Source organism: Thiothrix fructosivorans (assembly GCF_017349355.1).
Classification (GTDB): Bacteria; Pseudomonadota; Gammaproteobacteria; order Thiotrichales; family Thiotrichaceae; genus Thiothrix; species Thiothrix fructosivorans.
In genome coordinates this window covers 188,176-199,602 of the sequence record NZ_JAFMPM010000005.1, presented here as the reverse complement: position 1 = coordinate 199,602, position 11,427 = coordinate 188,176, and the positions used below count along the sequence as shown (strand labels likewise).

The 11,427-nt window shown below is 51.0% G+C and carries 19 protein-coding genes; 3 read left to right on the top strand and 16 right to left on the bottom strand.

Translation table 11 applies throughout. The features are described from left to right. The first annotated feature begins 16 nt into the window (after positions 1 to 16). A complete protein-coding gene (locus J1836_RS02005; protein WP_207249592.1) occupies positions 17 to 229 on the top strand; it encodes a hypothetical protein in 213 nt (70 codons plus the stop codon). A 213-nt stretch (positions 230 to 442) separates the two neighbouring features. On the opposite strand, the gene J1836_RS02000 is transcribed toward J1836_RS02005, so the two are convergent. From J1836_RS02000 to J1836_RS01975, 6 genes are all read right to left on the bottom strand, one after another. Continuing rightward, positions 443 to 679: a hypothetical protein gene (locus J1836_RS02000; RefSeq protein ID WP_207249591.1), complete on the bottom strand. Its 237-nt coding sequence runs from the start codon at positions 677 to 679 to the stop codon at positions 443 to 445. 80 nt (positions 680 to 759) lie between these two features. Next, a complete protein-coding gene (locus J1836_RS01995; RefSeq protein ID WP_207249590.1) occupies positions 760 to 1,071 on the bottom strand; it encodes a hypothetical protein in 312 nt (103 codons plus the stop codon). Positions 1,072 to 1,153: 82 nt separating this feature from the next. Then, complete coding sequence (locus J1836_RS01990) at positions 1,154 to 1,978, bottom strand: phage antirepressor KilAC domain-containing protein (protein ID WP_207249589.1); 825 nt, start codon at positions 1,976 to 1,978, stop codon at positions 1,154 to 1,156. After that, the gene (locus J1836_RS01985; RefSeq protein ID WP_207249588.1) at positions 1,975 to 2,220 is read right to left on the bottom strand and encodes a helix-turn-helix transcriptional regulator; all 246 of its coding nucleotides are present in this window, start codon (positions 2,218 to 2,220) and stop codon (positions 1,975 to 1,977) included. The genes J1836_RS01990 and J1836_RS01985 overlap by 4 nt, the downstream gene beginning before the upstream one ends. Next, positions 2,217 to 2,528: a hypothetical protein gene (locus tag J1836_RS01980; protein ID WP_207249587.1), complete on the bottom strand. Its 312-nt coding sequence runs from the start codon at positions 2,526 to 2,528 to the stop codon at positions 2,217 to 2,219. Before J1836_RS01980 ends, J1836_RS01985 begins: the two co-directional genes overlap by 4 nt. 281 nt (positions 2,529 to 2,809) lie before the next feature. Further along, on the bottom strand, positions 2,810 to 3,181 hold the full coding sequence (locus tag J1836_RS01975; RefSeq protein WP_207249586.1) for a hypothetical protein: 372 nt from the start codon (positions 3,179 to 3,181) through the stop codon (positions 2,810 to 2,812). 242 nt (positions 3,182 to 3,423) lie between these two features. On the opposite strand from J1836_RS01975, the gene J1836_RS01970 reads away from it, so the two are divergent. Next, positions 3,424 to 3,795 (top strand): hypothetical protein, encoded by a 372-nt coding sequence (locus J1836_RS01970; RefSeq protein ID WP_207249585.1) that lies wholly within the window; start codon positions 3,424 to 3,426, stop codon positions 3,793 to 3,795. A 696-nt stretch (positions 3,796 to 4,491) separates the two neighbouring features. Here the strand turns inward: J1836_RS01970 and J1836_RS01965 are convergent. The 9 genes from J1836_RS01965 to J1836_RS01925 form a co-directional block, all read right to left on the bottom strand. Continuing rightward, the gene (locus J1836_RS01965) at positions 4,492 to 6,135 is read right to left on the bottom strand and encodes a DNA translocase FtsK (protein WP_207249584.1); all 1,644 of its coding nucleotides are present in this window, start codon (positions 6,133 to 6,135) and stop codon (positions 4,492 to 4,494) included. After that, positions 6,125 to 6,307, bottom strand: a complete 183-nt coding sequence (locus J1836_RS01960) for a hypothetical protein (RefSeq protein ID WP_207249583.1) — start codon at positions 6,305 to 6,307, stop codon at positions 6,125 to 6,127. Before J1836_RS01960 ends, J1836_RS01965 begins: the two co-directional genes overlap by 11 nt. Positions 6,308 to 6,790: 483 nt before the next feature. Next, positions 6,791 to 8,251, bottom strand: coding sequence for a hypothetical protein (locus tag J1836_RS01955; protein ID WP_207249582.1), 1,461 nt, complete (start codon positions 8,249 to 8,251; stop codon positions 6,791 to 6,793). A 23-nt stretch (positions 8,252 to 8,274) separates the two neighbouring features. Continuing rightward, on the bottom strand, positions 8,275 to 8,877 hold the full coding sequence (locus tag J1836_RS01950) for a thermonuclease family protein (protein WP_207249581.1): 603 nt from the start codon (positions 8,875 to 8,877) through the stop codon (positions 8,275 to 8,277). Then, positions 8,874 to 9,110: a hypothetical protein gene (locus J1836_RS01945; RefSeq protein WP_207249580.1), complete on the bottom strand. Its 237-nt coding sequence runs from the start codon at positions 9,108 to 9,110 to the stop codon at positions 8,874 to 8,876. The genes J1836_RS01950 and J1836_RS01945 overlap by 4 nt, the downstream gene beginning before the upstream one ends. Then, positions 9,107 to 9,451, bottom strand: a complete 345-nt coding sequence (locus J1836_RS01940; RefSeq protein ID WP_207249579.1) for a hypothetical protein — start codon at positions 9,449 to 9,451, stop codon at positions 9,107 to 9,109. Before J1836_RS01940 ends, J1836_RS01945 begins: the two co-directional genes overlap by 4 nt. Positions 9,452 to 9,514: 63 nt before the next feature. Beyond that, positions 9,515 to 9,772 (bottom strand): hypothetical protein, encoded by a 258-nt coding sequence (locus tag J1836_RS01935; RefSeq protein WP_207249578.1) that lies wholly within the window; start codon positions 9,770 to 9,772, stop codon positions 9,515 to 9,517. Further along, complete coding sequence (locus tag J1836_RS01930; RefSeq protein ID WP_207249577.1) at positions 9,769 to 9,909, bottom strand: hypothetical protein; 141 nt, start codon at positions 9,907 to 9,909, stop codon at positions 9,769 to 9,771. The genes J1836_RS01935 and J1836_RS01930 overlap by 4 nt, the downstream gene beginning before the upstream one ends. Then, positions 9,881 to 10,066, bottom strand: a complete 186-nt coding sequence (locus J1836_RS01925) for a hypothetical protein (RefSeq protein WP_207249576.1) — start codon at positions 10,064 to 10,066, stop codon at positions 9,881 to 9,883. Before J1836_RS01925 ends, J1836_RS01930 begins: the two co-directional genes overlap by 29 nt. Before the next feature lie 156 nt (positions 10,067 to 10,222). On the opposite strand from J1836_RS01925, the gene J1836_RS01920 reads away from it, so the two are divergent. Beyond that, entirely contained in the window at positions 10,223 to 10,567 is a 345-nt protein-coding gene (locus J1836_RS01920) for a toxin-antitoxin system HicB family antitoxin (RefSeq protein WP_207249575.1), read from the top strand. A gap of 589 nt (positions 10,568 to 11,156) precedes the next feature. Here the strand turns inward: J1836_RS01920 and J1836_RS01915 are convergent. Beyond that, entirely contained in the window at positions 11,157 to 11,342 is a 186-nt protein-coding gene (locus tag J1836_RS01915) for a hypothetical protein (RefSeq protein ID WP_207249574.1), read from the bottom strand. Positions 11,343 to 11,427: the final 85 nt, after the last annotated feature.

Here is an 11,427-nt window from a genome sequence, read left to right as displayed (position 1 = left end):
GCTTCCACGGGCAGCGTTGGCTACCGTTACCCACGGCGCTAGCGAAGGTAAACGCTTGATTGACGATTTGATAAAGGCGCGTGTGCAATCCAAGCTGGATGCCGCCGAGACCGATCCGCAAGTGATGTGGGACTTACTATCAGCCTACAGCAAGTCGTCGACGAAACGCGGGAATGCAGTCAGGAACGGCTTGGCTTTAGCGCCTGCCCTTCAGGGGGTTCGGGAGTGAACGCGTCGGTGACGTGGTTTGGGGTACTCCTCGCGGTAGTGATCGTCTTGATGGCATTGCTTCAGGGATGCGCCATGCAGGGATGCGAGTATCGTGACGCTCCCGGCGAATGGATTGGCTCCTGCAAACCCTGATCAGTTTGCCGGGGTTGGCAAGATGAAAACCTGACCATACCGAGGAATCCACCGATATGGTCAGTTGTAAACCAGTGCTTTACTGCTGGGATGCCAGCTTTAGTTCCAGTTGGTCGATGTAGTTGGTGAGCTGCTGATTAATGTCGCTCTCGGCATTGATGGCATCCTGACCAATCAGATTGAAGTCCCGCGTCAGCCGCTCCATGCTCTCATTCAGCAGCGAGATTCTGCGCTCCTGTGAGCTTGCTAACGTGTACAGGGCATTCGTCTGCCTTAGTAGACCATCATAGGTGGGCGATGGGTTGAAGGGCTTCATGGTGTTTTCTCCCGTGTGTTGATAATCAATGGTCGCTCTGCCTCTAGAACTGACCCGGAATCTGACAAGCGCGTTGGATTTCATTTCACAACCTCCAAGGCTGGCGGTGTCAACTCGATACGCTCAACAGTTCCCCGCTTACCGGCAAATACCGCCGCTTGCCCCTCACTCCCGAAGTGACAGGACTCATCACCACGAAACGCCTTCCAGACGATGATCGGGAGTTCATCAACCATGAGCGCCCGCGCCTGAGCCGCCTCACGTTCCATGCGAGTCAGTTCGACCTCACTGGGAGTGCGCCGTTTCCAAGCCCATTCACCAATCAGTTCGTCGGTGTTTTCAATCAGGGATTCCAGCAGATCACTGGGAATCAGTATGTGTTTCTGGTTCATCGTGTTTTCCTCAAGACCTTTATTCAATAAAGGGGGTCGATTTGAAATCTGACTCCTGACGTTCACTCCCTGCATGGCGCTCTTAAAACAGACTTGCCTGAACTCCCTCCACCAGCATCCGTGCGCTTCCAGTAGTCGCCTGACCGAATTGGATGTCATCCATCCTGCCCTGCAACATCACCAGTCCCTTTGCCGTCACACAGGTTTTGGATGCTGTACGTGTGTAACCATTGGCATCCTGAAACTCGTACAACACGACTTCAAACATGCCACGGTCAAGCCAGCGCTGGCGTGGGCTATTGCCGTACATCAGGTAATCGTTATCACGCAACCACTTGAACAACCTGTTACGACCAGTCCCAAGGATTTTCGCCGCTTCCTCAATGCTCAACAAATCGTCTGACTGAGCCACGCGGTTAGCGAACTCGACCTTCGGCATGTCCTGAACCCGCTGATGCTCCAATCGGGCGATGGTTTCAGCCTGATCTGCTGCCAACCTCAATGCCTCCGCGAAGTTGGTGGGCAATGCTGGCTGACTGCCATAGCTGCCATGCTTGCGGATAGTTGGCAACAAATCCCGCGTCACCCAGCCTTTGAACTTTTTTGCCTCACTTTTCCGCGATGTCATCGTCAGGCTGTACAAACCTGATTCTGAAATCACGTTGAACTCAACACGTCCCGACAAGTACGTTCCGGTTTCATCTGAATCCAGCCGCTTTAATGCGTTTGTTGTGTTGCCAATATCCAATGCAGAACACACGTCAGCCGCAAAAAACCAGATTTCACCGTCGTCAGTATTCACGCAGCGAATATCAATATCCAACCAACGATGCGTTGATAATGCACCAGTGATTTCAGTTTCTGTCTGCCACGCATTATCAGTGACCATTGCTAATTGATTGTTCATACTGTCAACTCCTCAATCTCAGATACCAACCCGCGAATAAAATCCGCGCTCCAATAACTGCTCAATCCGATTTTAGTGGGTGATGGTAATTCACCATCCCTGACCATCAAATACAGTTTGGATTTTGACACGCCCAGAAATGCGCCAACCTGTTTTGCCGTAACTCGCCCGTCAATTGGGAATGTGCTGGCTAATAACTGGCGCTCAATTAATTTCCGGCGGGTTTGAATTAACTTACTCATGCGAATTCCTCCACAAAACATTCCTGAATCAGTTCTGATGCTGGGATTTTATAATCACCATCCAGAATCAAGCGGAATTGCTGCTCAGGTGTCATCTGAGCAATATCCAGCATCACAGCCCGTTTGCGGTGTTCAGCCAGACCAATCAGGAACTCAACGTCATCCCGTGTTTTACCCGGCTGGCAGGCAGCAAGGACGGAATTCAGGTTATCAACAACGGAATCCCAAGAGCGTGTGGTATCCCATTCAATTGCGCGTTTCCAGATAATCTCTGCCAAATACTCTGTTGAATAACAATTCAGTTTCATTTCAAAATCTCCGTAAGTTGTTTTGCCCTATGTGGAGATTTTCTCAGGTTATTTTGAGGCGCGTATCAAAACCCAACAATTGCAAGGCACTTTTTAATCACTGAGTAAAAGACGCGCTAGGCAGGAAGGAAATAATTTGAAACCCGCCGCTGAATCCAACACTTTCCAATATGGAAACAATCAATCCGAGTTGGTCACTCATTTGTTACCGAGGGCTTTATTCAATGAAGGGCTACAAAGAAAACCCCGGACTTGCCGGGGCTTCAATGGTTAGCTATTAACTATCGCACAACTGCAAGCTGCGGACGACCTGCCGGTACTGGAGGGCTTGGCGTTGCTACTGGGACAGATTCAGCAGCAATATTCGCCACGTCACCACCAACCGCCTTCCTTGCCGTCAGCGCATCTACCCACATTTTGCGTGAGGTACTGGATGCCTCAATCAAGCCAATGGCAATCAATGCCGGGATCAGGGAATCACGGCAGAAGTCCTCTGTGACGTATGGGCTGACATCACCAATCTCCCTCTCCTGCCAAGCCCCATGTGTACTGGCGGTTGGCAGATTGAATGCTGCATTGATCCTTGCTGGCAAGCCACGGACGGACACCTTGCCGCCAGCCTCGTACAAGCTCAATGCGCGTTGCAGGTTCATGGCTGTGCCTGCTATGCAAGGAGCGATGTGGAATGAGGGCGCTGGTCGTGGTGCTGGTGCTTGGGGGTTGTGCTGCCCCTCAGTATCACGATTCACCCGGAGAGTGGCTTGGGCAGTCCCCAAAAAATCTACACTTGCCAAAGGATACCCATCACCATGTAAGCGATGAACAACATATTTGACGAAATATATAAATTGCTATAAATTCGCACGCTTTACTTAACTTAGGGGGGGCTAACATAATGGATCCTGTTCTCGACTTCCGTCTTTCACTAGATGCACTAATTGATGAAGAAGTCAAAGCTGCGTATGAAGATGTAATCCAAACATGTAATAAAATAATATATCATTCAAACACATACGGATTTCAATTCATGCACATGCCTGACCCCAATGTCCATCAGATGTCAAGAACGCTTGACGAGATGGTTGTGCCGATTATTGATATGTTAGTAGCACGTGGGAACTTCTCTCCTGAAAGCGGTCTAAAAATGGTCAACATCAAACAGTATGTGTTACACATCAGAGAACTAACATTAGCTTTAGACAATCAAGATAAAGCAGCCTTTGATCGTGTAGTCTCTGTACTAAAGCAAGAAGCTATGCTAATTTAGTACCATCTAATCTAGGGAAAACATCTTAATTAGATACTGCATCAACCAAACAAGGAGCTACATCAATGATGACTAAACAAGATACGCTGCGGGAAGTGCGTGCTCTCAGAGATGCTCTAAAGCAATACAATAAGTCGCTAGACAAGTTGATTGCGCAGAGTACAGAAAAGAAGGCCGCATGAATCTTAGCGTGAGCAGCTATATAAAAGCCTGCCAAAGTGCAGGCTTTTTTTGTGCGTATGATACGCAAAACCTAGCAGATGTCGCGTCCCGCATGGTTATATCCCATCAAGGATTTTCACCATTTTTGAGTTGCCCCTCAGCCCGTAGTTGTAGCTCCCACATCCGCTGATATTGCCCATGCAATGCCAGCAATTCCGCATGAGTCCCCAGCTCCATTCTCCGTCTCGCTCAAACACCACACAGTCTTTCAAATCGCCGCTTAGTGCTGATTTCCAATTCCCAGCTTTCGATACCCACCAGTCCAGTGCCGTTGGCGTTTCAAGCTGCCGGGTATACTCCACTGCGATTTCAGACTTCTTGAGTGCATCTGCTACCGCACGGGCGGCAGTTCTACTGCGGCGGCTGCTTTATGTAATGGCATGTGCAATCCCCTGTTTAAGTTAATTTAATTATTAACGAGTTTGTCAAGTTATTAGGCTGCTAAAAGCCCCACCATTAGGCAGGGCTTCCAGTTCAAACAACCATCGTTTCCATCATGGATTTAGTGATCAGCGCACCGTGTACACGCACCTTCTCACCACCAAGCAACTTCACGTATGAATCACCCTTACTCAGCAGCAATTCGCAGCCCTCCTCATCCATGATGACCTTTGACTGTGCAGCGGTTTTGGCTGTCAGACCAATCACGCTAGGTACGGTTGCCCGAAACGCCTGACCAAAGATTTCACTGTTCGGAGACTGAGTAGCGAGAATCATGATGATGCTCACTGCCCGTGCGCGTTGGCTGATACGAGCAAGCATGGCGTTGAAGGCTTTCACTGCACCTTTCTCACCGCTCAACTCCAATGCAGCAATGATGTCAGCAACTTCGTCAACGACCCAGATGATAGGTGTCAGGTCGAGTTCAACACCGTCATAACGGGCATCCATTTCATCAACCAGCCATTTCAACTGGGTCAGCATGTCATCGTACTTGGTAGCAATTCCCTCCACACCAGCTACATTCAGCAGGTGTTTGCTGTTGCCATAGTACGGGGCGAAGTCACCACGAACGCTCTTACCATCCGCAATTGCCAACCGGAAATCAGCACCAGATGCCATCAATGACAGCAACATGGCGTTGACGTAGACGGATTTACCAGCGCCAGTCGTGCCAGCGGTGAACAAATGCACCGCTTCTTTCAGACTGAACGGGTATGCCTTGCCATCCACGCCTACACCCGGACATACCGGAAGCTCCATGCCACTGCTTAGCGCCTTCTTCCATTCAGGGGACTTCAGGCAGGCATCAAAGCTCACAGCCAAACGGGTCTTCTGTGGCACATCCAGTGCAATCAAGCCACCGCTTACGTTGGTGATGGCGATTGACGCTACATGCAGGTCACGCGCAAGGTCAGCAGCAGGGATTTTGTTTACCCGTGTACCGTTTGGCAGCTTAACCAGATGACGGGCGATAACAGGGCCGGGTAAAACACCCTTCTCAACAGCGCCAACGATACCAAAGGCTTCCAGTGCAGCGACAAGGCCAGTAGCGGCTTGTGGTGCGTCAGCAGGTGCTTCAGTTACTGGAACATGGCGGCGGCTGGTGATGGATGGCTCGAATCCCTGCGCGTAGTTCATGGCACGGACGGCGTTAATTACCCATGCCAGACCCCTGACGATTGGTAGCTGTGCCAGCACAGCCAAAGCAGCCACTGCGGATGCCATGATGCTCATTGCGATGAACAGTCCCCACTGCAATCCTAGAACGCGCATGGCAGAACTGGAAAGTACGCCACCAATCAAGTCGCCTACACCACCGCCAAGCCCCGGATACACCAGACTCAGAGACGTTGGGACAGCGATCATAAGCCCCGCCACTGCCTTCCAGACGGCTTGAAGGTACACTTCGTTGCCCAACACTTGGTACACGGTCACAGCGAGAATCAGTAGGTTCAGGAACAGTCCACCGATACCAACCATTTTCGTGAGTTCAGGAAAAAGGTCTGTTATTGCCAGCGTCATGACGGCGGTGACGATACCCAGCATTGTGTAGTAGGACAGGATGCGGATTGCCGTTCCACTGAAGTAGTTCTTAAGAATCCCTGATAGGTCTTTGCTGAAGTCCCGCTTTTTGGCGGTTGGTTTTGCCCTATATGTGGCGTTCTCAATGCTCATTTTCGATCTCCTGTTTAGTCTGTTCCAACCGCGCCCGTTCAACTAGATGGTCAATTAACCAACTTATACTGCGGTCTAATTTAATTGCTTCATCCGCCAGCCATTCATGATTTTCCTGCTTTAATCTGGCATGAACGGTGACTGATGCCGCTTTCTGTTTTTCGGTCTTCAATGTTGTGTAATCCTGTTTGATATGATGCGAGTAGTATACTGCACCGCTAAAGTGGATACAATCATCTACAGATGGATACAGTGATAATTCATGCGATCATCCCAGACACCAGCAACCCGTGTCCGGGCAGAATCAGTGCTGTGTCTGGGCAAACCAAGTACATGTCCGACTTCATGTCCGGGTTGCGTCCGGGGTGCGTCCGGCCTTGTCTGGGCAGAATCAGGGGTTTTTGGGCTGTTCTCGGCAAAAATCAGCCTGTTTTTGCTGGCGTTTTGCTCTCTTGTCCGGGCAAAATGGCATCCATGTCTGGTCAGACGTGCTAAATGTCTGGGCAAGTGAGGTTCACGTCTGACTTGGCTTGTTGTCCGGGTTGCCATGTCTGTGCAGAATAATTTACGTCTGCCCTGCCCTGTTCCAACGATCCAGACACAAAAAAGCCCCACCATCACTGGCAGGGCTTGTGGTTTCCGACTTGGCTACTGCTTAACGCTTGCCTCCTTCAATTACTCGCAGACCTTTTGGTTGCGCTGATTTATCGGATTTAATTGCTGGTTCAGGATTCACATCAACCTTGCTTGGCGCTTCTTGCTCTACACCAAGCGCAACCCACATGCCAGCTTCGCTCACCCACTGATAGGATTTGCCGACCTTCTCCACGAACCCGGCAGCTTCCATTGCTGGTAGGATCAGGGTAGACAGCTTGTGCTTGGAACAGGTGAACTCTACTGGCTTGCCATCCACATCAACTGTAGTGGTCAGTTGCGCATACATGGGGGTGTTGCCGTTCTGGACAATCGCTCCACCAGCCTCAAACAACTTCACCGCAGCATGGAGAGTGACGCGCAAGGCGAACTTGTCAACCTTCTCACCTGCGCTGAACCCGGCCTTATCAATCAGCTTGCCAACTTCCACATCAGTCAGGTGGGCGATGTGAGACTTGATGTCACGCTTCACTACCGCCACTTCCTTTGCCAGTTCAGTCTTGGCCTTCACCAGCGCCTTGAACTCAGGCTTGGCACGGGCGGCCTCCTTGCCTTCGGCTGCTGCCTTCACCAGTGCTGATCTCAGGGCGCGTTCCTTGTGATCCGCGTACAATTGGCCTACAACTGGCAGCGCCTCAAGCACAGTCTTCTCAGGTGTAGCAACCTCAACCGGGTTGAACTCTAATGCGAACACACGGAAAGAATGGCTTGTACCCATTTCAACAATGGCAGCGTACATCACAACAATCAGCATCATCATGAAGTCAGCACCTACGCCAAAGGTTGCGCTGATGAAGCCTGACTTTGCCGCCGTGGTGGTGGATGCAACCTTGCTTGTGGTCAGGTCGGCAATCGCCACATCAACCGCCGCCATGTCAGTACGAATGGTATTGGCCTTGGTTCCCGCGACACGGGCAACTTCGTCATTCAGTGCGGCCTGCGCTTGTGCAATCACTGAACAGTTCTTGGGATGTCCGCCCAAGGTGCAACCAGCGGTAATGTCCCACACCAACCGACCCTTGGAAGTCACCGCCTTGGCAGAGGAAAGCTGACCACGCAATGCCTGAATCCGTCCACCCATCACAGTATTGGCAAGACCATCCAGTTCCGCTTGTTTCGCAGCTTTGATGCTTTGTTGTGCAGCAATCTGTACATCAATGGCAGCAGCGTTACCTGTTGCGCTAGAAGTTGTCACTTCGGCTGTGTACATGAAGTTGCTGGCAGCAATCACCATTAGGAGGCCACTGAACCAGTGAAACAGCAGGCGCTTTTTCTTGTCGCTATGCGTGACGTATGTGGCGAACAATGCAGCAGTAACCAGCACCAGCATCAGGCCAAGGACTACAGGAGTAGCCCCACTAAAGCCGATGTCAGTAGCGATGGAATAACCGCCGTGGAAGTTGCCCACCGCTACCCATGCCGCAGCAAACAGCGCGTAGATAGATACCCAAAATTTGTTCATATCGTAATCTCCCTGTTTAGTTGTTAGGCCGTGACTGGCACAGCCTGCTTTTTAGTCGCCCGCCATACAGACGGGTGGATTGGGTTTTTGTCATTAAACAAGCCTCTGCCAGCATCACGGGCTTCAGTGTGTGCCACCAGATAACTTGCAGGGGGCATGTATTGCGGATCAGCAGGCCAAGCCAAGCCTTCCTTAATCATCATCAGGCCGACATCGACACCATCACCCAGAACGGTGGCGACACCACGTCCATAGCTGTTGCCTTTGCCGGGGATGTAGGCCAGTTGACCGCTGGTGCAGATTTCATACAGGCGTTGTTTTGCCTGTGCGCCGTATGGCTGGTCAGTCTCTGGTGCGTCAATGGCGTATACCCGGATGTCGATCTCTGCACCTGCGTGGTCAGCAACAATCGTGTCACCGTCCTTGCAGCGGATGAATGCGATAGGCAATGGAAGACCATCAACACCGCTTGTAGCCACACGTACTGCACGCAGCACCAGCGCGGCTAGGATAGGCAGGCCGAATGCAACCGTGCGGCTGACTGGCTCCTGCATATCCATGAAGCCTTGGTAGTGGTACAAGCCCAAAACACCTGCCACTGCTGCTGCGCTGATTGATGGATTCACTGTGGTCTACTCCGGTAAATGACCCGCTTGAAGGTCGGCTTAGGTTCTTCGATCAATGCGTCCTCTGCGTGATGGCAGTGAGTGCATAGGCCAATCTGGTTTTCCACCCAGCCCAGCAGTAAGTCACCGCACCCTGCACAAACAGGCGTACCCATCTGCCACAGTGCGAGATCACGCTTCCAGATGGCTCCGTTAGCTGCTAGTTGCGCAGTAGTTTGGGGTTGATGGATCATGGCTTGATCACTCCGTAAAGCAGGCGAACCAGATATGCGATTCCAGCCACCAGAACACCAGCGACCAGCACCGTTGCTGTACCCGCTTGGGTCAGGTCAGTGGCGATCTCTGCGACCTTCTCGAAGATGAGAACTGCCAGTGTGATAAACCCAAACACCAGACCTACGACTAGGACGGCTGTACCACTGTTTGATTGGGTAGGCTGTTCGTAATCGGAGTAATCGTATTCAGCGTGAACTACGGGCGCTTCAGTCTTGCGGTAAATGACTGAACGGACTTCCACCTCATTAAACCCGGCTGGGATGTTGGTGGTGTCTGTGTATTTAGTGACTTGATTCATGTTATTCCCCTGTTGGTGCAATAATCGGCGGCTCTGATTGGAAAGCCGCCTGTTTTTGCATCATTACTTGCAAGTGATATGGCATGTAGGTTCTGGCAGCTTCACAGCCTTGATCTGGCGCTTGAAGTGGAGCGCCAATCCTAACCAGACAAAACCGAGTGCCAGCGAAGTGGTTACAAACGCCAGCGTTTCAAATGCAGGATTCAGAATGGCTGCGTAGATAACTGCTGTCAGTGCGATGATTGCAATTGCGCTGCCTACACCAATGGCGGTGATTTTCAATGCGGTGATGGCGTTGGTTTTCAGGTTTGCGATTTTCATTTGCGTGTTCCCTTGTCTAAAGTTTTCAGTGCTAATTCGTATTGATGTAAAAAGTTCTTCTTGGTGGCTAGTGGCTGGTTTCTCAGGTCAGCCGCCTTGCCGTTGGTCTTAATGCGATTGGCTGTTTGCTGATTCATCGGCTTGCTCCTGCTTAATTACCTTGCGAACCGCGTAGATCAACTGACGGTTCATGCTGCGCTCGTTTGCTGCTGCCTCCCGTGCTAACCACACATGTACATCTGGTGGGAAGCGTGAAGTGATGCGAATAGCCTCTGGTTCGTTGGTTGCTGTCATGTCATGTTCTCCTTGTGTCGTAATAACCATAAGTGGTGTCATAGTGCTATTCTAGTGGTGCTAAATGGTGGTGTCAAGCGTTTGGTTGCGTATAACTACTTTTTTGGTGTCATGGGTGATAAAGTTATGCAAGGCAAAACAAACAGGAGAAAAAACATGGCAGTTGAGCCAGTACGGATCACCATCAGGATTCCACCAGACCTACATGCGGCGATCACCACCCAAGCAGGCAAGAGCAAGAACAGCATTAACCAACAGATCGTTGACAGCCTGTACGCGGGGCTAGGAGTTGAGCCACTGCCGCCACAAGCAGAAGACTTGACAAGGGTTATTGCAGTGACGCTGGAGCGGGCGGGTGTTGATATTGACGTGCTTGCAGCATTGACGGCGGCGATGACCGAAGACCCGGAACGGAATGTTCTGTCAGAGGCAGAGTTAAACGACATGGTTGACAAGCGGCTGTTCCACCACGGAATCGCACGGCTACGCGAACCAACCTAACCACAAACCACCCGCCAGCGTCCTGTTGGCGGGAACCAACACCTTCCTTCTGTGCCAACGGCATCCAGCATCTGCATATCAAATACCAGTAATTAGTTTGTATGGGACAGCCTGACGGCTGATGCCTTCGGCGTGGGTGTATTCGCACTGTGTCGCCTTGTGCGGCTGTCTGTTGGTATGCCAGCTATGGTTAGGTAGTTGGTGTCGCTTCGCTCCGTGAGGCTTGCGGTAAGCCTGAGAGTATTGCGCTTATGCAGGGTTCAGGTGATTCAGGCTTTATCGTGCGGCTTGCGCCGTGATCCTTCAGCGGTAGCGTTGAGACTGTCGCGCTTTAGCAGGAAGTGAATGTTCAGGGTGTGGTGGGTATCGCTTCGCTCTGTGGCGATGGTTGGGGTTTATTCAATAAAGGTCATTCCGCGATAGCGGCGAGAGATAGTTGAACTTGCCTTTCCTGCATGGCGCTCTTTTCAGTCTTTCAATTTACTGCTTTCTATAACCCGCGATAGCGGCTGAAGAGTATGTGGTTTTGGAGCTTTATTTTTTTATTATATATATAGGGGATTTTGACGCTCTGTAACCCGCGCCCAGCTTAGGTTTCAGCAAAAAGCTGGAGTTGGGTTTTCAACTCCCGGAGTCCGCTTTTCTGCATAGCTTCTGTACCAAAAAATGGTGTGCTGTTGGCCTGCCATAATGCCGTCATTTCAATCAAAGCAATCCTCTTCCTGTGATCAACTTGCCGCCATCCCGCAAAACCAAACCATCGTGGTGACACCATCTTAGTGCCACCATCATCTTTTGGTCAAACAAGTCCGCATCCGTCCAAATTGGACAATCCACCACCAAACCACTCCCTGTACACA